Raw genomic sequence first — 20,663 nt, 5'->3', positions numbered from 1 at the left:
GGCTCAGCCGAGGTACTCGACGCTGACGATGTCGTACTCGCGGGTGCCGCCGGGCGCCTCGATGCTGATGCTGTCGCCCTCGTGCTTGCCGATCATCGCCCGTGCCACGGGCGACGAGATGGCAATCAGGCCCTGTTTGATGTCCGCCTCGAGGTCGCCGACGATCTGGTAACGCTTCTCCTCGTCGGTCTCGGTGTCGGCGATCACCACCGTCGCGCCGAAGACCACCTTGTCGCCGGCGTTGAGCTTGGCGACGTCGATCAGGTCGGCATGCGACAGCTCGCCTTCGAGCTGCTTGATGCGGCCTTCGATGAAGCTCTGCTGCTCGCGCGCGGCGTGGTACTCGGCGTTTTCCTTCAGATCGCCGTGCGCGCGCGCCTCGGCGATCGCTTCGATCACCGCCGGACGCTTCACGGATTTGAGTTCTTCGAGTTCTTCGCGCAGGCGCTGGGCGCCGCGCAGGGTCATGGGTGCGCGCATGGCGGGCTTTCCGTCAAAGGGTGGTGGTCGCCGCGCCGCCCTCGAGCTGCGCGTGGAGTTCCTGCAATGCCCAGACCGGGCCGGTGCCGCGGAACTCCAGAGAATGCAGCAGGGCCTTGGCGCCGGCAACGGTGGTCGAGTACGTCACACGGTGCTGCAGGGCCTCGCGGCGGATCGAGAACGAGTCGGCGATCGCCTGCTTGCCCTCGGTCGTGTTGACGATGTACGCGAGTTCACCGTTCTTGATCAGGTCGACGACGTGCGGGCGGCCTTCGATCACCTTGTTGATCTGCTCGCAGGCGATGTCGTGCTCGCGAAGCCACTTCGCCGTGCCCGCGGTCGCCACGATGGTATAGCCCCGCTCGACCAGGTCGCGAGCGACCGGCAGCACGCGCTTCTTGTCCGGATCGCGCACCGATACGAACACCTTGCCGGTGGTCGGCGGCGTCTTGATGCTCGCCGCCTCCTGCGCGCGTGCGAACGCGGCGCCGAAGCTGCTGCCCACCCCCATGACCTCGCCGGTCGAGCGCATTTCCGGCCCGAGGATGGGATCGACGCCCTGGAACTTCGCGAACGGAAAGATCGCTTCCTTGACCGAATAGTACGGCGGCACGATCTCGGTGGTCGCACCCTGCTCGGCCAGGGTCCTGCCGGCCATGCAGCGCGCCGCGATCTTCGCCAGCGGCATGCCGATCGCCTTGGACACGAACGGCACCGTGCGCGAGGCGCGCGGATTCACTTCCAGCAGGAAGATCGTCTCGTTGCCGTCGTCGTCGGTCTGCACCGCGAACTGCGTGTTCATCAGACCGATGACTTTCAGCTTGCGCGCCAGTGCGACGACCTGCTCGCGCAGCCGCGCCTGCACGTCCGCCGACAGCGAATACGGCGGCAGCGAGCACGAGGAATCGCCCGAGTGCACGCCGGCTTCCTCGATGTGCTCCATGACGCCGCCGATCAGCACGTTGCCGTCCTTGTCCGCGATGACATCGATGTCCACTTCCACGGCGTTGTCGAGGAAGCGGTCGAGCAGCACCGGCGAATCGTTCGACACCTTCACCGCATCGCGCATGTAGCGCGCGAGGTCGCTGTCGGCATGCACCACTTCCATCGCGCGACCACCGAGCACATAGCTCGGACGCACGACCAGCGGATAGCCGATCTCGCGCGCCAGCACCAGCGCTTCTTCGGGATTGCGTGCGGTGCGGTTCGGCGGCTGCTTGAGGCCCAGTTCGTCGACCAGCTTCTGGAAACGCTCGCGGTCTTCGGCCAGATCGATCGACTCCGGCGAGGTGCCGATGATCGGCACGCCGTTGGCTTCCAGCGCACGCGCGAGCTTGAGCGGGGTCTGGCCACCGTACTGCACGATCACACCCTTGGGCTTCTCGATCTCGACGATCTCCAGCACGTCCTCGAGGGTGAGCGGTTCGAAGTACAGGCGGTCGGAGGTGTCGTAGTCGGTGGACACGGTTTCCGGGTTGCAGTTGACCATGATGGTCTCGTACCCGTCCTCGCGCAGGGCGAGCGCCGCGTGCACGCAGCAGTAGTCGAACTCGATGCCCTGGCCGATGCGGTTGGGGCCGCCGCCGAGCACCATGATCTTGTCGCGCCCGGTCGGCTGCGCCTCGCACTCGTCCTCGTAGGTCGAGTACAGATAGGCGGTATCGGTGGCGAACTCGGCCGCGCAGGAGTCGACGCGCTTGTACACCGGGCGCACGCCGAACGCGCGGCGCAGCGCACGCACCGCCTGCTCGTCGGTGCCGAGCAGCTGCGCCAGGCGCGCATCGGAGAAGCCCATGCGCTTGAGCGCGCGCAGGCGCTTCTCGTCGAGCGCGTCGATACCGGCCGCCGTGACTTCGGCCTCGGTCGCGATCACTTCCTCGATCTGGTCGAGGAACCAGTGATCCACGTACGACAGCGCATAGACCTCGTCGACCGACAGGCCTGCACGGAAAGCGTCAGCCAGATAGAACAGCCGCTCGGGACCCGGTTCGCGCACCTCACGGCGCAGCGTGGCCATGTCGTCTTCGTCGGCGAGATCAAGACCGGTGGGATCGAAGCCGACCTTGCCCGTTTCCAGACCACGCAGCGCCTTCTGCATCGATTCCTGGAAGGTGCGGCCCATCGCCATGACTTCGCCGACGGACTTCATCTGCGTGGTTAGGCGGGCATCGGCCTGCGGGAACTTCTCGAACGCGAAGCGCGGTATCTTGGTGACCACGTAGTCGATCGACGGCTCGAACGAAGCCGGGGTCTTGCCGCCGGTGATCTCGTTCCTGAGCTCGTCGAGCGTGTAGCCGACCGCGAGCTTGGCCGCGACCTTGGCGATCGGGAATCCCGTGGCCTTGGAAGCCAGCGCGGACGAACGCGACACGCGCGGATTCATCTCGATGACGACCACGCGGCCGTCCTTCGGGTTGATGCCGAACTGCACGTTGGAGCCGCCGGTGTCGACGCCGATCTTGCGCAGCACCGCGACCGATGCATTGCGCAGGCGCTGGTATTCCTTGTCGGTCAGCGTCTGCGCCGGCGCCACGGTGATCGAGTCGCCGGTGTGCACGCCCATCGGATCGAGGTTCTCGATCGAACAGACGATGATGCAGTTGTCCGCGGTGTCGCGGACCACTTCCATCTCGAACTCCTTCCAGCCGAGCACCGATTCCTCGACCAGCACTTCCGTCGTCGGCGACAGCTCGAGGCCGCGGCCGACGATCTCGATCAGTTCTTCGCGGTTGTAGGCGATGCCGCCCCCGCTGCCGCCCAGGGTGAAGCTCGGGCGGATGATCGTCGGATAGCCGACGCGGGTCTGGATGTCGAGCGCTTCCTCGAGCGTGTGCGCCACTTCGGCGCGTGGGCACTCCAGGCCGATCTCGCCCATCGCCACGCGGAACAGCTCGCGATCCTCGGCCATGCGGATGGCTTCGCGCTTGGCACCGATCAGCTCGACGCCGTACTTCTCGAGCACGCCGTGGTCGGCGAGGTCGAGCGCGCAGTTGAGCGCGGTCTGGCCACCCATCGTCGGCAGCAGCGCGTCGGGCTTTTCCTTGGCGATGATCTTCTCGACCGTCTGCCAGTTGATCGGCTCGATGTAGACCGCGTCCGCGGTCTCCGGGTCGGTCATGATCGTCGCCGGATTGCTGTTGACCAGCACCACACGGAACCCCTCCTCGCGCAGCGCCTTGCAGGCCTGGGCCCCGGAATAGTCGAACTCGCAGGCCTGGCCGATCACGATCGGACCGGCGCCGATGATCAGGATGGTCTTGATGTCGGAACGCTTGGGCATGGTCTTCTCTTGCGTCAGTGCTGCGTGGAGGCGATCGCACGCGGTCGATCAGTCAGAAATTCGAACAGGTATCACGTCGCCGAACGCGACCCCGCGGACGGGGTCGGCGCGCGGCGCTCACGGTGCAGCAGCCGCCTTCTTGCCTGCGTCGTTGGCCTTGCCGGCGCTGTTGAGAACGGACATCGGAACCTCGCACACCGCGAACGCGTCCATCAGCATCGGGATCAGGAACGAAGCACCCAACGCCTGGCCCGCGGCCTCGGCGTTGCTGAAATCCGTGGTCTGGGCAGGCATGCCGAGCAGTTCCCGCAGCGGGCCGTACTGCACATCGTTGAAGAGCTTGTACATCGTGGCGAACGCAGCCGGCGATGCATCGGCGATCACCGTTTCGATCGCAGGCCCCTCGATCTCCGGCGCCTGCGAGGCGAGTCCCGCCACCATCAGCCGAGCGAACAACGCGGCGCCGTCGCTCTCGAGCATCTGCATGTCGTCATCCATGCGTGCCGCGTGGCGGCGCGCGTACGTGCGGACGCGCTCGTCCACCTGGCGTCCGAGGCGATCACTGCCCATCTCGCGCCGAACGCAGCCCAACTGAGCTTCAGTGACGAGATCAGGATGCGCCTGGAACGGCCAGCGCGGATCCACACGCGCTACGGTCTCGAGCATCACGTCGATCTTCAGCGTCCGGTTGACCAGCTCCGTCATGCGCGAGAGGCGCGGATCCGCCGTGTCCACCTGTGGTTGCGCGCCTGCGCTGCCGGCCGCGAATACGCCCGCCAGACACGCGACGAGCGCCAGCAACCATCGGCTCACGCCGCGCGTCCGAGCGACGCGACGAAGCGGTCGAACAGCGGCGCGACGTCGTGCGGACCGGGACTCGCTTCCGGATGGCCCTGGAACGAGAACGCGGGGGCATCGATCAGCTCGATGCCCTGGTTGCTGCCATCGAACAGCGACCGGTGCGTGACGCGAACGTTGGCAGGCAACGTACTCTCGTCGACCGCGAACCCGTGGTTCTGCGAGGTGATCAACACCTGACCCGAATCGAGATCCTGCACCGGATGATTGGCGCCGTGATGGCCGTGCGGCATCTTCACTGTCTGCGCGCCGGCGGCCAGTGCCAGCAGCTGATGTCCGAGGCAGATGCCGAAGGTCGGAATCTTGGCGTCGATGAACCCGCGGATGGCGTCGATCGCGTAGTCGCAGGGCGCGGGATCTCCGGGACCGTTGGCGAGGAACACGCCGTCGGGCTGCATCTGCAGCACCTCGGCGGCCGGCGTCTGCGCCGGGACCACGGTCAGTTCGCAACCGCGCTCGGCCAGCATGCGCAGGATGTTGTGCTTCACGCCGAAATCGTAGGCGACGACCTTGAACTTCGGCGCCGCCTGCACGAAGGCGTTGGCGTCGAGGTCGAGCTGGCCGTCGGTCCAGGTATAGCGGTCGGGGGTGCTGACCACCTTCGCGAGGTCCATGCCCTTGAGGCCGGGGAACTTGCGTGCGGCCTCGAGCGCGGCATCGACGTCGATGTCGCCGGCCATCACTGCGCCGTTCATCGAGCCGCGGTCGCGCAGCAGGCGCGTCAGCTTGCGGGTGTCGATCTCGGAGATCGCGACGATGCCGCGCGTACGCAACCAGTCCTGCAGCGACACCCGGCTGCGCCAGCTGCTCGGACGGCGCGGCACGTTGCGCACGATCAGGCCCGACGCCCAGACCTTCGATGCTTCGTCGTCCTGGTCGGTGCAGCCGGTGTTGCCGATGTGCGGATAGGTCAGCGTCACCAGCTGCCGCGCATACGACGGATCGGTCAGCACTTCCTGGTAGCCGGTCATCGCGGTGTTGAACACCACTTCGCCGACCGACAGGCCGGTCGCGCCCACGGAGACGCCCTCGAATACGGTGCCGTCTTCAAGGACGAGGATTGCGGTTTCGGTCACGAGGTCTTCGCCTACGTCAGGTTGCAGGAAACCGCCAGAACGGTGGAAACCGGTCCGGAGGTTTGGGGTTCAGGCGAGCGAGAATTGTACCGGCGCGGCCTGCGCTGCGCCAGCGTCACGCGCGCACGGTTCAGGGCAAAGGCGCCTCGGTGGCGGCCAGCAGATCGGCCACCTGGTAGCGGCGCGGGGCGCGTCCGGCCAGGCGCTGGGCCACATGCAGGGCGCCTGCGGCAAAAATGTCGCGGTCGCCGGCCCGATGGATCAGCTCGATGCGTTCGCCCCGGGTGGTGAACTGGACGAGGTGTTCGCCGACGATATCGCCTGCACGTAGCGACGCGTAACGGGGATGCGCACCCTGCTCCGCCGCCGCCTCCCCGAGGGTCAGCGCGGTTCCGGAGGGCGCATCGACCTTGCGCGTGTGGTGGGATTCGACGATGTCGCAATCCCAGCCCGGCAACAGGCCCGCCGCGCGCCGCACCAGATCCTGCAGCACGGCCACGCCGAGGCTGAAGTTGGATGCCCACACCAGCGGGATCCGCGTCGCCGCCGTATCGAGCGCTTCGCACTGGTCATCGGACAGGCCGGTCGTGCCGGACACGAACGCCGCCCCGCGCCGCTCGCACACAGCGAGGACCGGGCGCAACCCGTCGGGAAGGCTGAAGTCGACCGCGACGTCGAAGGTGGGCACGCCGCCGAGCTCGGAGGCCGCGAAATGCGGGACGCCGTCCACGACGCGCTGGCGCGGTGCGCTGCCGGCGACCGCTGCAACGACCTCCAGGTCGGAACGTGCGCGCGCGAGGCGCAGCAGGGCCTGGCCCATGCGCCCGGATGCGCCGTGCACGAGGATACGCACGGGCGTCACGACACCACCGCGCAGGCGGGACGACAGGATGGAAACGTTTGCGTCGAGATCATGCCGGCATTCTAGCGGCGCGGATGCGCCCGCGATCGACCGGCCGGTGCGAAGCGATCCGCCGCGGGCCTCCGGGCGGCGCCGACGTGTCTGCAGTCCGGGTCGCATCCGGAGTGCGGCCGCCGGCCCGGACCGCACGGCTCGCCCGAAGCGGCTCGCAGGGAATCGCCCAGGACGGGCGCGAGGAGATCAGGCCGCGGTGCGCAAGGCGTGGCTGACGACGTTGCGCCCGACTCCGCAACGCGCTCCGGCGGCGGGTAAGGCACGGCGGCCTGCGCGGCGCAAGCCCGGCGTCCAGGCCCGGACGGCAGGTTGGCCAAATTTTCACCGGCTCGACCGAGGGGCGTCTCGACGCGGTTGCCGCCGCTTATCCACACCTTTGTCAACGGCCCATCCACACCGGGTGTGGACAGCGGAGTCGCTAGCCCTCCGATCGGCCCGCGTCAAGCACGGCAGCCCGGATGTGCCTCGGCAACCGCGTCACCACGCGATCCGACGCCAGCCGTCCGCTGCATGAGTCCAGGTCGGCCGACGGGACGCGCAGGATGAGGACGAGACGCCGGTCACGCTCGGGAATTCGAGCGGTCGCGGCCACTTGGCGCATTTATCCACACGCTTATCGACACCTCGCCAGGGCCCGCACCGGCCTAGCCCGCGACGCCGGTCCTCCGACCATGAGCCGGAAAACGACGATGCCCGGCAAGCACCGGGCATCGAGCGATCACCACATGACGGGAGGGATCAGGACGAGGTCATACGGTCCCAGAACCCTTTCACCCCGTCGATGAAGGTACTCGAGCGCGGTGAATGACGTCGCGCATTGTCGCTGGTGAACGTACCTTCGAACCGCTCCAGCAGATCGCGCTGCTCGGCGGTCAGGTTGACCGGCGTTTCCACCACGACCTTGCAGTACAGGTCGCCCGGCGCGCGGCTGCGCACCGACTTGACGCCCTTGTCGCGCAAACGGAACACCTTGCCGGTCTGGGTTTCCGCCGGTACACGGATCTCCGCCTCGCCGCCGAGGGTGGGCACGCGCACCGTCGACCCGAGGGCGGCCTGCGAAATCCGCACGGGCACCTCGCAGTGCAGATCGTCGCCGTCACGCTGGAAGATGTCGTGCGGCCGCACGCGGACCTCGACGAACAAGTCACCCGGTGGCGAGCCCGCCGGGCCGGCTTCGCCCTCGCCCGACAGCCGGATCCGGTCGCCGGAGTCCACGCCTGCCGGAATCTTCACCGACAGCACCTTCTCGTCCTCGACGCGTCCGGCGCCGCGGCAGCGCGAGCAGGGATGGGCGATGATCTGGCCCTGCCCTGCGCAGTGCGGACAGGTCTGCTGCATCGTGAAGATGCCGCGCTGCATGCGCACCTGACCGCGTCCGGCGCAGGTGGCGCAGGTTTCGCGCTTGCCGTCCTCCGACCCGCTGCCGTCGCATTCGTCGCACAGCGCGAGCGTGGGCAGCTCGATGCGCTTCTCGACGCCGGCCACCGCCTCCTCGAGGTCCAGCTCCATCACATACCCGACGTCGGCACCCCGGCGACTGCCGCCGCGCGCTCCCCCGCCGAAGATGTTGCCGAAGATGTCGCCGAAGATGTCACCCATGTCGGCGCCGCCGAACCCGGGTCCGGCATTGCCGCCGCCCATGCCGTGCTCGAACGCCGCATGCCCGTGCTGGTCGTACATGCGGCGCTTGCCACCGTCCGAGAGGACCTCGTAGGCCTCCTTGCACTCCTTGAACGCAGCCTCGGCAGCCGCGTCCCCCGGATTGCGGTCGGGGTGGTGCTTCATCGCGCAACGCCGGTACGCCTTCTTCAGCTCGTCCTCGGTGGCGCTGCGGGTGACGCCCAGCACTTCGTAGTAATCGCGTTTGCTCATAGGGCCGTCAATCGTGATCCATCAGGTGATTCGAAACCGCGCGCCGGCGCACCGCGACGGAAAAAGCGGAGTCGAGACTCCGCTTCTTCCTCACACGCCTGCCTGAAGACGATTACGGCGTCTTGCCGTCATCCTTGACCTCGGTGAACTCCGCGTCCACCACGTCGTCGGATGCGGGCGCCTCGGACTGGCCACCTGCATCGCCACCGCCCTGCGCGCCGGCCGCCGCCGCGAACAGCTGCTGGGCGACTTCCTCGAGCTTCTTCGACTTGGCCTCGATCTGCGCCTTGTCGTCGCCCTTCATCGCGGTCTCGACGTCGGCGATCGCCGCCTCGGCATTGCCGATCAGGTCGCCGGGCAGCTTGTCGCCATTGTCCTTGATCGCGCTGCGCGTGCTGTGCACCAGCGCATCGGCCTGGTTGCGCGCGCCGACCAGCTCCTGGAACTTCTTGTCCTCCTCGCGATGCGCCTCGGCATCGGAGACCATCCGCTGGATCTCCTCGTCCGACAGGCCCGAGCCGGCCTTGATCTCGACCTTCTGCTCCTTGCCGGTCTTCTTGTCCTTGGCCGAGACGTGCAGGATGCCGTTGGCATCGATGTCGAAGGACACTTCCACCTGCGGCATGCCACGCGGGGCCGGGTCGATGCCGGTGAGGTCGAAGCGGGCCAGCGACTTGTTGAAGCGGGCCTGCTCGCGCTCACCCTGCAGCACGTGCACGGTCACGGCCGACTGGTTGTCGTCGGCGGTGGAGAACGTCTGCGAGGCCTTGGTCGGAATCGTGGTGTTCTTCTCGATGATCTTGGTGAACACGCCGCCCAGGGTCTCGATGCCGAGGCTCAGCGGGGTCACGTCGAGCAGCAGCACGTCCTTGACGTCACCGGCCAGCACGCCGCCCTGGACCGCCGCGCCGATGGCGACCGCCTCGTCGGGATTCACGTCCTTGCGCGGTTCCTTGCCGAAGAACTCGGCCACTGCCGCCTGCACCTTGGGCATGCGGGTCTGGCCACCGACGAGGATCACCTCGTTGATGTCCGATGCACGCAGGCCGGCGTCGTTGAGTGCGATGCGGCAGGGTTCGATCGACTTCTTGATCAGGTCCTCGACCAGCGCCTCGAGCTTGGCGCGCGTGAGCTTGATGTTGAGGTGCTTCGGGCCCGAGGCGTCGGCGGTGACGTACGGCAGGTTCACCTCGGTCTGCTGCGAAGACGAGAGCTCAATCTTCGCGCGCTCGGCGGCGTCCTTCAGACGCTGCAGCGCCAACGGATCCTTGCGCAGGTCGATGCCCTGGTCCTTGTTGAACTCCTCGACGAGGTAGTCGATGACGCGGGCGTCGAAGTCTTCGCCGCCGAGGAAGGTGTCGCCATTGGTGGCCAGCACCTCGAACTGCTTCTCGCCGTCGACTTCCGCGATCTCGATGATCGACACGTCGAAGGTGCCGCCGCCGAGGTCGTACACCGCGATCTTGCGGTCGCCGCCGGACTTGTCGAGACCGTAGGCCAGCGCGGCCGCGGTCGGCTCGTTGATGATGCGCTTCACATCCAGACCCGCGATGCGGCCGGCGTCCTTGGTCGCCTGGCGCTGGGAATCGTTGAAGTACGCAGGCACCGTGATCACGGCTTCGGTGACCTTCTCGCCCAGGTAGTCCTCGGCGGTCTTCTTCATCTTCTCGAGGATGCGCGCCGAGACTTCCTGCGCCGAGAGCTTCCTGCCGTCACTGGTGGACACCCAGGCGTCGCCGTTGTCGTGCTCGAGGATCTTGTACGGCACCAGGCCGATGTCCTTCTGGACCTCGCCATCCTTGAACTTGCGGCCGATCAGGCGCTTGACCGCGAAGAAGGTGTTGTGCGGATTGGTCACGGCCTGGCGCTTGGCCGACGCGCCCACCAGCACCTCGCCGTCCTTGGTGTAGGCGACGACCGACGGCGTGGTGCGATCGCCCTCGCTGTTCTCGATGACCTTGGCCTTGCCGCCGTCCATGATCGCCACGCACGAATTGGTCGTGCCCAGATCGATGCCGATGATCTTTGCCATTGCAGTGTTTCCTCTGGAATGTTGTTCAGGGGACGGCGTGGGCCGTCGATGTCCGTGATCTGGGGACACGCAACACAGCGTTCAAGCGGCGTCGCGCATCGGAACGGGTGGGCCCGTCGCCGCTCAGTCGGCTTTGGCCACGGCCACCATCGCCGGGCGCAGCAGGCGTTCGTTGAGCAGGTAGCCCTTCTGGAACACCTGGGCCACCGCACCCGGCGGCACGCCCGGCACCTCGACGATGCTCATCGCCTGGTGATGCTCGGGGTTGAACGGGTCGCCGGGCGCGGGCGCCAGCGTCGACAGGCCGTTGGCCTCGGTGGCGCGCGCCAGCTCGCGCAGGGTGAGCTCCATGCCCGCGCGCAGCGGGTCGGCATCGGAGGCGTTGGCGAGTCCCGCTTCCAACGCATCGAACACCGGCACCAGCGCCGACAGCAGCCGCTCGTTGGCGAAGCGTCGCGCGGATTCGATCTCGCGCGCGAGACGCTTGCGCTGGTTCTCGAGATCGGCGCGTTCGAGCAGGCCCTGGGCGCGCGCCTGCTCGACTTCCGCTTTCAGCAGCTCGATCTGCTCGGCCAGCTGCGCCTCGACGCTGTCGCTGGCCGCATCCGGCGCGCCCTCGGCCGGGTCGGGGTTGGAGGGCGTGGACTCGTGCTGTTCCTGGGTCATATCGGGTTCCGGGGCGGGCGTCTGGCCGCCGACCCAACCCGCTATGGGGCCGCGGAATCCGGATTCAAGGCGGCACCGAGCAGGCTGGCGGTCGCCTGGACCACGGGAATCACCCGGTCGTAGGCCATCCGGGTCGGGCCGATCACCCCGAGCACGCCGAGCGTGCGTCCACCCGCCGTGTACGGCGCGGTGACCAGTGACATCCCCTCGAGCGGCGCCAGGCCGGTCTCTTCGCCGATGAAGATCCGCACCCCTGGAGCGTGGATCGTCCGCTCGAGCAGTTGCAGGATTTCGCGCTTGCGCGCGAACGCCTCGAACAGTTCGCGCAGGCGGTCGAGATCCGACAGGTCCTGCACGCCGATCAGGCGGTTCTGCCCGGCCAGCACCACGTCGTCGTCGCCGGGAACGAGCGCCTGTTCGGCCAGCTCCACCGTCTGCGACAGCAGCGCTTCCATCTCGTCCCGGGCGCTGCGCAGGTCTTCCACCAGGGCCGCACGGATCTCGGCCAGCGGTCGTCCGGCGCAATGCTGGTTGAGATAATTGGCGACGCGTTCGAGTTCGCCGGCGTCGAAACTGCGCCGGGTCTGGAAGATCCGGTTCTGCACCTCGTGGTCTGCGAAGACGATGATCGCCATCACCCGCTGGCCGTCCAGCGGGACGAAGTCGATATGCCGGAACGCGAGCTGCTCGCGCCGCGGCACCGAAACCACGCCGACGAAATGGGTCATCGCCGAGACCAGCTCCGAAGCGCTGCCGAGCAGCGACTGGTGGCCGCCGCCCGCGCTCAGCTCACCACGCAGGCGGATCAGCTCCTGCTCGCGCAGGGGCTTGACCTGGAGCAGCGAGTCCACGAACACCCGGTATCCCTGATTCGTGGGCACACGCCCCGCGGATGTATGCGGGGAGGCCAGCAGACCGGCGTCCTCGAGATCGGCGAGGATGTTGCGGATGGTCGCGGGACTCACGTCCAGCCCGGCATGGCGCGCCAGCGTCTGCGAGCCCACGGGTTCGCCGTCACGGATGTGCCGCGCGATCAGGGTGCGCAGCAACTGGCGGGCCCGGGCGTCGAGCGGGTGGTCGGCATGGGACGGCATGCACGCGGTATACGGCCCCCACCCGGGCGATGCAAGCACGGTCTCGACGCATGAGACGGCGCAGTGGCATCAAGCGCGGCTACACGCGCGCCCACCACCAAGGCACAATCCCGCCGATGCTGACCCACCTCGCCATCCGCAACTTCGCCGTCGCCACCGCCACCGACCTCGAGTTCGGTCCGGGGCTCACCGTCATCTCGGGCGAGACCGGCGCCGGCAAGTCGCTGCTGGTCGACGCGCTCGGCTTCCTGTCGGGCCAGCGTGCCGACAGCGGCATCGTGCGCCATGGCGCCGAGCGGGCCGAGCTGCATGCCGAATTCACGCTCGGCGACGCCGCGCCTGCGCTGCAATGGCTGCGCGACAACGAGTTCGACGAGGACGCCGCCTGCCAGCTGCGGCGCACGTTGCGCGCCGACGGCGGTTCGCGGGCATGGATCAACGGTCGACCCGCGACCATCGCCCAGTTGGGCGAGCTGGCGGGGCGTCTGGTGGAAATCCATGGTCAACACGAACATCAGGCCCTGCTCGCGCGGGCCAGCCAGCTCGCCCTGCTCGATGCCCAGGCCGGCAATGCGGCCCTGCTCTCGGCCGTGCGCGCAGCCGCCAGCCAATGGCGGGCGTTGCACGAGGAGCGCGAAACCCTGGCCGGCATCGGCGACGTGGCCGAGCGCCGCGACTGGCTGCGGCACCAGCTGTCCGAGCTCGACGGCGAGCCGCTGGACCCGGACGCCATCGACGCCCTGTTCGCATCGCATCGCCGGCATGCGAACGCGGCCGGGCTGATCCAGACCTGCGACTCGGCGCTCGAACGCATGCGCGGCGAAGATGCGCTGGGGCTTCCCCAGGCGCTGCACGCCCTGCGCAGCGAGCTGGGGCGCATGCGCGGTCACGAGCCGAAGCTCGGCGAGGTGGACGCCCTGCTCGACGCTGCGGTCATCCAGCTCGACGAGGCCACGCGCGTGCTGGAACAGGTCCGCGACGACCTCGACATCGATCCCGACCAGCTCGCCGCGTTCGAGCACCGCCTGGCGCGCCTGCACGAGCTGGCGCGCAAGCACCGGGTCACGCCGGAGGGTCTGGCCGATGTGCAGACCCGGCTGACGGCCGAGCTCGAGCAGCTGGAAGGTGCGGACGACCGTCTGCGAGCACTGGACGGCGAAATCAACGCGGCCTTCGACCGCTGGCGGCAGGCGGCCGCCCGGCTCGGCGCGGCCCGGCGCAAGGCCGGCAAGGCGCTGGCCAAGGCCACCACCGGGCTGATCCACGAGCTGGGCATGGGCGGCGGCGTGTTCGATGTCGCATTCGAACCGGTGGACCACCCCCGGCCCGACCCGCTGGGCGCGGAGCGGGTGGAATTCATGGTGTCGGCCAATGCCGGCCAGCCGCCCCGCCCGCTGCGCAAGGTCGCCTCCGGTGGCGAGCTCTCACGTATCTCGCTTGCGATCGAAGTGGCCGCACTCGGCCACGACGCGGTCCCGACGATGGTGTTCGACGAGGTGGACTCGGGCATCGGCGGTGCGGTGGCCGACATCGTCGGACGCAAGCTGCGTGCGCTCGGCGAGAACCGGCAGGTGCTGTGCGTGACCCACCTGCCCCAGGTGGCGGCCAAGGGCCATGCGCACTACCGCGTGCACAAGGCCGCCAGTTCGGGCGCGACGGAAAGCCGGGTGAGCCTGCTCGACGAAGCGGCGCGCGCCGAAGAGCTCGCGAGGATGTTGGGCGGCGTCGAGGTGAGCAGCGAGGCGCGCGCTGCAGCGCGCCGGCTGCTGGCCGACACCTGACACCGGGCTGCGACGCGCCGGTGCCCGCGGCGCGTCAGCGCCGCTTGCGCACGTACAGCACCAGCGAATGTTCCTCGAGCTGGTAGCCGTAGCGTTCGGCGATCTGACGCTGCAGCGCCTCGATCTCTTCACTCTCGAATTCGATGATCTTGCCGGTGTCCACGTCCACCATGTGGTCGTGATGGCCGCCACGATCGAGCTCGTAGACCGCGTGCCCGCCCTCGAAATTGTGCTTGAGCACCAGGCCGGCGGCCTCGAACTGGGTCAGGACGCGATACACGGTCGCCAGGCCGATCTCGTCGCCCTGCTCCAGCAGCTGACGGTAGATGTCTTCGGCGGTGAGGTGCTGGCGCGGCGTGCGCTGCTCGAGCAGTTGCAGGATCCGCATGCGCGGATGGGTGACTTTCAGGCCGGCCTTGCGCAGGTCGAGCGATTCCATCGATGTCTCCAGATCCAGGCCGGTGTTCACTGGCGGTTTAGCGCCACCTGCGCGGGCGCCCCGTCGCGGCGTGCATCAGAGTGTATCATCGGCCCGGTCCCGAAGCCCCACGTAGAGCCCACGTCTCCATGCAGAAACTCCTTCTCGTTCCGGTGCTCGCCTTGCTCACCAGCGGCTGCGCCGTGCTCTACAAGCAACCGATCTACCAGGGCAACCTGATCGAGCAATCGGCGGCCGAGCAGTTGCAGGTCGGCATGGGCAAGCCGCAGGTCGAAGCGCTGCTGGGCACGCCCTCGATCGCCGATCCGTTCCATCACCAGCGTTGGGACTACACGGCCAGCGAACGCGTCGGCCGCAGCGGCCGCACGGATGTGCGCAACTTCACCGTGTTCTTCGAGAACGACCAGGTGGTGCGCTGGGAAGGCGACTACTTCCCCAATCGCGACCAGGCGCTCGCCGAAGAAATGCGCAAGTTCGGCAATCTGCCCCGCGAACGCGGCAACCGCCGCCGCTGAGGCGCAGCTAGCGCAGCGGCCGGAGCGCCGCGCGCCGTCGACGTGCCTCTTTCGGGTCGGCCTCGAGTGCGCGCAGCAGCTCGAGGCGGTCCCCGTCGCGAAGCACCGTGCCGGTGTCGGCGCGCACGCCGAATACGGCGTAGCCGGCAACGTCGTCTCCGATGTCCGGCAGCATCGCCAGTGCCGACTCGACCGTACTGCCGTCCGCGAGCTCCAGCGCGCGGACGACATGACGTCGTGGCCACGCCTGGATCACTTCGATGCGCATGCCGCTCAGCCGTCGACCGGTTCGCGCTCGGCGACGCGAACGAAGTCGTCGACCATCCGGTCGGCGAGGCCATGAAAGCCCAGCGTCAGTGCCGGCAGCATCAGCCGACTGCGCGGTTCGAATTCCAGCAGAAGCGAGACCTTGCATGCGGCCTCGTCGAGCGCGCTGAAGGTCCAACGTCCGTGCAGCGACCTGAACGGACCGTCGCGCAACTGCATATCGATAGTGTGCGGCGGCGACAGGGTATTCTCGGTGGTGAACCACGTGCGCAGCGCGCCGAGACCGAGGTCCAGCCGGGCGACCATGCGCGTGGGACCCGCCTCCTCGATCACCGCCTGGTCGCACCAGGCGAATCGGCGCGGATACGCGGCGACATCATTGACGAGCGCGAACATGCGCTCGGCGGGCTGCCCGACCAGGGCACTACGTTCGATCTTGGGCATGACTCGCCTGGGGGACCTGCTTCGGGGACAATGTGCGGATGAGCAAGAAGAGCGGCAAGGACAAGGATAAGGCAAACAGCACGGGCACCATCGCGCTGAACAAGCGCGCGCGCTACGAATACCATCTCGAGGATCGTTACGAGGCCGGGCTCGCCCTGCAGGGCTGGGAGCTCAAGGCCATCCGTGCCGGCCGCGCCAATATCGGCGAAAGCTACGCGATCATCCGCAACGGCGAGCTGTTCCTGTTCGGTGCGCAGATCACGCCCCTGATCCAGGCCTCGACGCACGTCGTGGCGGACGCGCACCGCACACGCAAGCTGCTGCTCCACCGGCGCGAGATCGACGTCCTCGTCGGTCGTGTCCAGCGCGACGGCTACACCGTGGTGCCCACGGCGCTCTACTGGAAGGGCAACAAGATCAAGGCCGAGATCGCCCTGGCCAAGGGCAAGCAGAAACACGACAAGCGCGACACCGAACGCGACCGCGATTGGGCCCGCGACAAGCAGCGCGTGATGCGGCGGCACAACAAGGACGCCTGAGCGACGGGCTGCGGCCGCGACGCGCACGATTCCGACAATCCGTGTGGCGTGATCCCGCATCGATCGCCGCGGTGCCAGTTGGATGGAATATCCACGGCCGGAGCGCCCGAGGCCGCGGCAAAGCAGTCAGTCGGCAGGCCTCGGCGCTGGCGGCATCGCCAGCGTGAAGCGGAACGTGGCGCCCCGCCCCGGCGCACCCTCGGCTTCGATGCTTCCACCGTGACGCTCGACGATGCGCTTCACCGATGCGAGACCGACGCCGTGTCCGGTGTATTCGTCCTCGCGGTGCAGGCGCTGGAACGGCCGGAACAGTTTCCCGGCGTACTCCGCATCGAATCCTGCGCCGTTGTCCCGCACTTCGAACCAGTCTCCCTCGCGGACGAAGGCGATCCGCGCTTCCGGCGTGCCGGCGGTGAACTTCCAGGCGTTGCCGAGCAGGTTCTCGAGAAGGTTGCGCACGAGCACGGCGTCGCCTTCGGCGCCCAGGCCCGGATCGATGCTCACGTCGACGAGACGCGCCGGGTCGGTCTGGCGGAGTTCGGCGATCACCTCGGACGCCATCCTGCTCAGATCGAGCGGCATGCGCCGGAACTCGCCGCGACTGATCCGGGACATCTTGAGCAATGCGTCGATCAGGGCATCCATGCGCGCTGCGGCGTTGCGCACCCGCGCCAGGTAGTCCTGGCCCTGCACGTCCAGCGTCTGGTGATAACGCTCGGACAGGATTCTGCTGAAGCCGTCGATGCTGCGGAGCGGCGCCCGCAGGTCGTGCGAAACGATGTAGGCGAACGACTCGAGCTCGTGGTTGGCCCGTGTGAGCTCACGCGTGCGCTTCTCGACCCTCGATTCGAGGGTCCGATTGAGGGCCCGGACCTCGGCCTCGGCGCGCACGCGCTCGGTGACGTCCTCCACCTGGACAAGGCGCACGACGTCGCTGAGGGTGTCGCCCGGCAGCAGGGTCGAGGCCAGGTGGACCTCGCGCACGTCGCCATCCTGACGACGCAGGCACCGGTCGCTGCGTTGCACGACGTCGGCCACCGCAGGCAGCGTGCCGGTCGCGCCGGGCGATGCAGCGGGCTCGACGAAATAACCCTCGAACAGCGTCCCGCTCAGCGCCGTCTGACTGAGGCCGGCGATATCCGCCATCGCCGGGTTGGACTCGACGATCGCACCGTTGCGGTCCAGCAGCACCATTCCGATGGCCGAGTAATGCATGGCATTGCGGAAGCGCTGCTCGCTGCGCCGGTACGAGTCGCTGAGTCGCGCTGCGAGCGTTTCGGCGCGCGACTGGGTATGCGCAAGGGTCATCACGACCGCGAACAGCAGCAGAGACGCCGCGATGCCGACGCCCAGAGTGATCCGCAGTTCGTTGATCCCGGGCGACGCAAGCGCCGAGGTCGACTGGAAGTCGTAGCGCCAGGTCCGTCCGTACAGCGTCTGGATCACACTGTGGACGCTCGCGCCCTGGCGCTCGCTGTCGAATCGGCTCGATGCCAGCACCGCCTGCTCGCCGCCATCGGTGATGTCGACGATCCGCAACGCGAGCCCGCTGTCGACCCGGATCCCGGAGGCGCCCAGGAACCCTTCGGTGCGCAACGGCGCATGCACCCAGCCTTCGAGCAACTGCTGGCGTGCGGCCTGCGACACCGGCTGACGCGCAGTGCGGTAGACCGGGGCGAACATGAGCACACCCGCGTCGCCGCGGCGCAGCGTGAGCGGCGCCGTGAGGTGCACGTCGCCGCTGTCACGCGCGGCATCCATCGCGGTGCGGCGGACCGGATCGCTGTACTGGTCGTAGCCGATGACGGTCGGCGAGGCCGCATCCTCCGGCTCGTAATACACGATGGCGCCATAGCGTTCGCGCACACCGCGCGGCTCCAGCATGAAGAGCCCGTCGCCTGCGTCACGGCGCTGCATCTGCAATCGGACGAGGCCCGCGGGATCGAGATACGCGACATAGCCGATTCCCTGCAGTCCGGGAAGCTGACGCCCGAGGTCGAGGCCGTCCACATAGCCGCGCCACTGCCGGCGCGTCGGCGTGTCGGCCGCTGCGCTGTGCAGGGCAACGCCCCCGCGCAGGCTGAGCTCGTACTGCAGCAGGCGCTGGCGGATGGTGTCGGCCAGCTGCTCGGCATCGCTCACGAAGCTGGCTTCGGCCAGGAGCCGCTCGCGCTCGCCGGCGCTTCGCGCATAGAGTGTGACCAGCAGCAGGGCCACCGCGAGCACCAGGAACGCGAGCAGGTGGCCGCGGCGCACGCGGCCGGGCGGAGGAGTCGGAACGGATCGAGAAGCTGCCATTGGCGAAGCATAGCCGGGGAACCCGGATCGACTGTGCCGAGCGCGCTCCGTCCGCTGATGGACGGGCAACAAAAAACCGGACCCGATGATCCGGGTCCGGTTCGTTGATTGGTGGAGGTGGCGGGAATCGAACCCGCGTCCGAAGGCACTCCATCCCCGGTACTACATGCTTAGCTCACCGTTGGATCTCGCCCTGAAGCAGCACGGTGCGCGAAGCGCACTCCAGGACCAGCCTGCTTTGGTTAAGCCGTGACTGACAGGCAGCCATCACAGCCGGTTCCGTGATAATGACCCTACATCCACGAGCACGGGCACAAGTGGGTTCGGGGCTTACGCCTTAAGCGGCGAGAGCGTAGTTGTCGTCGTTGGCAACTAGAGTTTTGCCGCTGGATTTACGAGGAAAGCTGCCCCCTCGGCATGCACCAGGCAATTTCGCGACCCCCGTCGAAGCCATGGCACCCCCGGGAAATCAGAACTTGCGCTGACCCGGGCAGTATAGGAGCGGCAGCGCGCGGCGCAAGGCGCCTGCGGTTTGCGGATGGACGGGATTCATCGGTGCAGCGCATGTCCGATGCGCGCGCCGTGGCATGTCATCGGCTATACGTGTGCATCGCGCGGATGCCGCTGCTAGCATGCGCGCTCCCTTGGGGAGTAGCCGGCTTCCGTATCGCGGAAGCGCCTGCGTCAACACACTCGACCCGTTGCGGCCGTGGTGCAGGCATCCAGTCCAGATTGGCGAGACCAGCGGCTTTCCGGCGCCATGCAGGCGTGATGCGCCGGTCGCATGCCGCCTGTCCGCCTGTCTGGAAGCCGCTCCGCATGTCGTTTTTCTCCATCCTGTTGATCGGCTTCGCGATGTCGACCGATGCGTTCGCAGCGGCCATCGGCAAGGGCGCGGCGATGCACCGCCCCCGGCTGGCCGAGGCACTGCGGGCCGGCGCGATCTTCGGTGTCATCGAAGGTCTCACACCCGTCGTCGGGTGGGCTCTCGGACTGGCGGCCGCGGCCTATGTGACCCGCTGGGACCACTGGATCGCCTTCGTCCTGCTGTCGTTGCTCGGGGCCCGCATGATCCGTGCAGGCATGCGACACGACATCGGCCCGCCCCGGCACGAGGGAGGCCACGGTCTGTGGAGTCTGGTGACGACAGGTTTTGCGACGAGCATCGATGCGATGGCGATCGGCGTGAGCCTGGCCTTTATCGACGTCAACATCGCACTGGTGGCCACGGTCATCGGAATCTGCACGTTCGTCATGGTGACGGCGGGCATCCTGCTCGGCCGCGTTCTCGGCACGATCGCGGGACGGCGGGCGGAAGTGGTCGGCGGCCTCGTGCTGATCGCCGTCGGCAGCCTGATCCTCTACGAGCATCTATCCGGGCGCGGGCCCGTCGCCCTGCTGCAATAGCGAATGTCGCATTCACAGGCGCGCAACGCGGGCGGTCCGAAGCTGCCCGAACCCCCCACTCGAGTGCCTCCGATGAAAAGCCGCCGCGTCTACAGCATCGACTCCGTCCCCTCCGCGCAGAAGGCGATCCGGGATGTTCGCGATGCCGGCATCGAGGACGACGACATCTCCCTGATCGCGCGTTCCGACATCGAACTCGAGCGGGTCCCGGAACACCAGAAGGAAGCGTCGACGGACTTCAAGCATGCCGCGTTGCGCGGTGCGGGAATCGGCGGGGCGACGGGTCTACTCGCCGGCCTTGCGGCGGTGGCGTTCCCACCGCTCGGCCTCACCATTGCAGGCGTCGCCCTCACCACGGTCGGTGGCGCCGCCATCGGCACCTGGGCCTCGGCGTTGGTCGGCGCTTCGCTTCCCGACCCCATCCGTCGCCGGTTCGAGAGCGAGATCGACGCCGGCCGCATTCTGATCGTGGTCGATGCCGAGGACGAGGCGCTGGTACGCGCCGAGACCGCCCTGCGCGAGGCCGGTGCGGTGCATCTTCCCTACGACGAGGCGTCGGCGCTGAGCTGATCGTCCACCTGGCGGAGTGGCGGAGAGAGTGGGATTCGAACCCACGGAAGGTTTGACCCTTCGGCGGTTTTCAAGACCGCTGCCTTAAACCACTCGGCCATCTCTCCGATGTGCATGCATCCCGAGCGA

18 protein-coding genes, 1 tRNA gene, 1 other RNA gene and 1 riboswitch are annotated in these 20,663 nt (G+C 67.9%); of the genes, 5 read left to right on the top strand and 15 right to left on the bottom strand.

Annotation, left to right across the window (positions count from 1 at the left end):
* Nucleotides 1–3 precede the first annotated feature (3 nt).
* The 9 genes from greA to hrcA all read right to left on the bottom strand — a co-directional run bounded on the left by greA (nt 4) and on the right by hrcA (nt 12,274).
* Nucleotides 4–480, bottom strand: a complete 477-nt coding sequence (gene greA / locus H0E82_RS11280) for a transcription elongation factor GreA (RefSeq protein ID WP_180545538.1) — start codon at nt 478–480, stop codon at nt 4–6.
* A 13-nt stretch (nt 481–493) separates the two neighbouring features.
* A complete protein-coding gene (gene carB, locus H0E82_RS11275) occupies nt 494–3,760 on the bottom strand; it encodes a carbamoyl-phosphate synthase large subunit (protein ID WP_180545537.1) in 3,267 nt (1,088 codons plus the stop codon).
* 117 nt (nt 3,761–3,877) lie between these two features.
* A complete protein-coding gene (locus H0E82_RS11270) occupies nt 3,878–4,573 on the bottom strand; it encodes a hypothetical protein (protein WP_180545536.1) in 696 nt (231 codons plus the stop codon).
* A complete protein-coding gene (carA, locus tag H0E82_RS11265) occupies nt 4,570–5,694 on the bottom strand; it encodes a glutamine-hydrolyzing carbamoyl-phosphate synthase small subunit (RefSeq protein ID WP_180545535.1) in 1,125 nt (374 codons plus the stop codon). Before carA ends, H0E82_RS11270 begins: the two co-directional genes overlap by 4 nt.
* A 130-nt stretch (nt 5,695–5,824) precedes the next feature.
* A complete protein-coding gene (dapB, locus tag H0E82_RS11260; protein ID WP_425600339.1) occupies nt 5,825–6,547 on the bottom strand; it encodes a 4-hydroxy-tetrahydrodipicolinate reductase in 723 nt (240 codons plus the stop codon).
* A gap of 801 nt (nt 6,548–7,348) precedes the next feature.
* On the bottom strand, nt 7,349–8,482 hold the full coding sequence (dnaJ, locus tag H0E82_RS11255; protein ID WP_180545533.1) for a molecular chaperone DnaJ: 1,134 nt from the start codon (nt 8,480–8,482) through the stop codon (nt 7,349–7,351).
* Between the two features lie 112 nt (nt 8,483–8,594).
* Complete coding sequence (dnaK, locus tag H0E82_RS11250) at nt 8,595–10,514, bottom strand: molecular chaperone DnaK (protein WP_180545532.1); 1,920 nt, start codon at nt 10,512–10,514, stop codon at nt 8,595–8,597.
* Nucleotides 10,515–10,637: 123 nt separating this feature from the next.
* Complete coding sequence (gene grpE / locus H0E82_RS11245; RefSeq protein ID WP_180545531.1) at nt 10,638–11,180, bottom strand: nucleotide exchange factor GrpE; 543 nt, start codon at nt 11,178–11,180, stop codon at nt 10,638–10,640.
* Between the two features lie 41 nt (nt 11,181–11,221).
* On the bottom strand, nt 11,222–12,274 hold the full coding sequence (gene hrcA, locus H0E82_RS11240; protein WP_180545530.1) for a heat-inducible transcriptional repressor HrcA: 1,053 nt from the start codon (nt 12,272–12,274) through the stop codon (nt 11,222–11,224).
* 116 nt (nt 12,275–12,390) lie between these two features.
* Between hrcA and recN the strand changes: the two genes are divergently transcribed.
* The gene (recN, locus tag H0E82_RS11235) at nt 12,391–14,055 is read left to right on the top strand and encodes a DNA repair protein RecN (RefSeq protein ID WP_180545594.1); all 1,665 of its coding nucleotides are present in this window, start codon (nt 12,391–12,393) and stop codon (nt 14,053–14,055) included.
* A 34-nt stretch (nt 14,056–14,089) separates the two neighbouring features.
* On the opposite strand, the gene fur is transcribed toward recN, so the two are convergent.
* The gene (fur, locus tag H0E82_RS11230) at nt 14,090–14,494 is read right to left on the bottom strand and encodes a ferric iron uptake transcriptional regulator (protein ID WP_180545529.1); all 405 of its coding nucleotides are present in this window, start codon (nt 14,492–14,494) and stop codon (nt 14,090–14,092) included.
* 128 nt (nt 14,495–14,622) lie between these two features.
* On the opposite strand from fur, the gene H0E82_RS11225 reads away from it, so the two are divergent.
* A complete protein-coding gene (locus tag H0E82_RS11225) occupies nt 14,623–15,009 on the top strand; it encodes an outer membrane protein assembly factor BamE (RefSeq protein ID WP_180545528.1) in 387 nt (128 codons plus the stop codon).
* 7 nt (nt 15,010–15,016) lie between these two features.
* Here H0E82_RS11225 and H0E82_RS11220 read toward each other — a convergent pair whose 3' ends face one another.
* Together H0E82_RS11220 and H0E82_RS11215 are read right to left on the bottom strand one after the other, a co-directional pair.
* Nucleotides 15,017–15,277, bottom strand: a complete 261-nt coding sequence (locus H0E82_RS11220; RefSeq protein ID WP_180545527.1) for an RnfH family protein — start codon at nt 15,275–15,277, stop codon at nt 15,017–15,019.
* A 5-nt stretch (nt 15,278–15,282) separates the two neighbouring features.
* Nucleotides 15,283–15,720, bottom strand: a complete 438-nt coding sequence (locus H0E82_RS11215; protein ID WP_180545526.1) for a type II toxin-antitoxin system RatA family toxin — start codon at nt 15,718–15,720, stop codon at nt 15,283–15,285.
* Nucleotides 15,721–15,758: 38 nt separating this feature from the next.
* Here H0E82_RS11215 and smpB point away from each other — a divergent pair, with 38 nt between their 5' ends.
* Complete coding sequence (smpB, locus tag H0E82_RS11210) at nt 15,759–16,259, top strand: SsrA-binding protein SmpB (RefSeq protein WP_180545525.1); 501 nt, start codon at nt 15,759–15,761, stop codon at nt 16,257–16,259.
* Between the two features lie 126 nt (nt 16,260–16,385).
* Here smpB and H0E82_RS11205 read toward each other — a convergent pair whose 3' ends face one another.
* Nucleotides 16,386–18,515 (bottom strand): CHASE domain-containing protein, encoded by a 2,130-nt coding sequence (locus H0E82_RS11205; protein ID WP_180545524.1) that lies wholly within the window; start codon nt 18,513–18,515, stop codon nt 16,386–16,388.
* A 151-nt stretch (nt 18,516–18,666) separates the two neighbouring features.
* Nucleotides 18,667–19,020: a transfer-messenger RNA gene (ssrA, locus tag H0E82_RS11200) on the bottom strand.
* 181 nt (nt 19,021–19,201) lie between these two features.
* Nucleotides 19,202–19,365: riboswitch (yybP-ykoY riboswitch) on the top strand.
* Between the two features lie 11 nt (nt 19,366–19,376).
* Between ssrA and H0E82_RS11195 the strand changes: the two genes are divergently transcribed.
* Both H0E82_RS11195 and H0E82_RS11190 read left to right on the top strand, forming a co-directional pair.
* Nucleotides 19,377–19,964: a manganese efflux pump MntP gene (locus tag H0E82_RS11195; RefSeq protein ID WP_180545593.1), complete on the top strand. Its 588-nt coding sequence runs from the start codon at nt 19,377–19,379 to the stop codon at nt 19,962–19,964.
* A gap of 72 nt (nt 19,965–20,036) precedes the next feature.
* Nucleotides 20,037–20,534 carry a hypothetical protein gene (locus H0E82_RS11190; RefSeq protein ID WP_180545523.1) on the top strand — a complete coding sequence of 166 codons (498 nt, stop codon included), beginning with the start codon at nt 20,037–20,039 and terminating at the stop codon, nt 20,532–20,534.
* Nucleotides 20,535–20,551: 17 nt separating this feature from the next.
* Here H0E82_RS11190 and H0E82_RS11185 read toward each other — a convergent pair.
* Nucleotides 20,552–20,641 (bottom strand) — tRNA-Ser (locus tag H0E82_RS11185).
* Nucleotides 20,642–20,663 lie beyond the last annotated feature (22 nt).

The sequence above is a fragment of the Luteimonas deserti genome (assembly GCF_013425765.1).
GTDB classification, from domain to species: domain Bacteria; phylum Pseudomonadota; class Gammaproteobacteria; order Xanthomonadales; family Xanthomonadaceae; genus Luteimonas; species Luteimonas deserti.
This window is presented reverse-complemented; position numbering and strand designations above follow the sequence as displayed.

Excerpts from the sequence above, each read along its gene's own strand:
- greA (WP_180545538.1), bottom strand. The coding sequence starts at position 480 with ATGCGCGCACCCATGACCCTGCGCGGCGCCCAGCGCCTGCGCGAAGAA.
- carB (WP_180545537.1), bottom strand. The coding sequence starts at position 3,760 with ATGCCCAAGCGTTCCGACATCAAGACCATCCTGATCATCGGCGCCGGT.
- dnaJ (WP_180545533.1), bottom strand. The coding sequence starts at position 8,482 with ATGAGCAAACGCGATTACTACGAAGTGCTGGGCGTCACCCGCAGCGCC.
- dnaK (WP_180545532.1), bottom strand. The coding sequence starts at position 10,514 with ATGGCAAAGATCATCGGCATCGATCTGGGCACGACCAATTCGTGCGTG.
- grpE (WP_180545531.1), bottom strand. The coding sequence starts at position 11,180 with ATGACCCAGGAACAGCACGAGTCCACGCCCTCCAACCCCGACCCGGCC.
- hrcA (WP_180545530.1), bottom strand. The coding sequence starts at position 12,274 with ATGCCGTCCCATGCCGACCACCCGCTCGACGCCCGGGCCCGCCAGTTG.
- recN (WP_180545594.1), top strand. The coding sequence starts at position 12,391 with ATGCTGACCCACCTCGCCATCCGCAACTTCGCCGTCGCCACCGCCACC.
- fur (WP_180545529.1), bottom strand. The coding sequence starts at position 14,494 with ATGGAATCGCTCGACCTGCGCAAGGCCGGCCTGAAAGTCACCCATCCG.
- H0E82_RS11225 (WP_180545528.1), top strand. The coding sequence starts at position 14,623 with ATGCAGAAACTCCTTCTCGTTCCGGTGCTCGCCTTGCTCACCAGCGGC.
- H0E82_RS11220 (WP_180545527.1), bottom strand. The coding sequence starts at position 15,277 with ATGCGCATCGAAGTGATCCAGGCGTGGCCACGACGTCATGTCGTCCGC.
- H0E82_RS11215 (WP_180545526.1), bottom strand. The coding sequence starts at position 15,720 with ATGCCCAAGATCGAACGTAGTGCCCTGGTCGGGCAGCCCGCCGAGCGC.
- smpB (WP_180545525.1), top strand. The coding sequence starts at position 15,759 with ATGAGCAAGAAGAGCGGCAAGGACAAGGATAAGGCAAACAGCACGGGC.
- H0E82_RS11195 (WP_180545593.1), top strand. The coding sequence starts at position 19,377 with ATGTCGTTTTTCTCCATCCTGTTGATCGGCTTCGCGATGTCGACCGAT.
- H0E82_RS11190 (WP_180545523.1), top strand. The coding sequence starts at position 20,037 with ATGAAAAGCCGCCGCGTCTACAGCATCGACTCCGTCCCCTCCGCGCAG.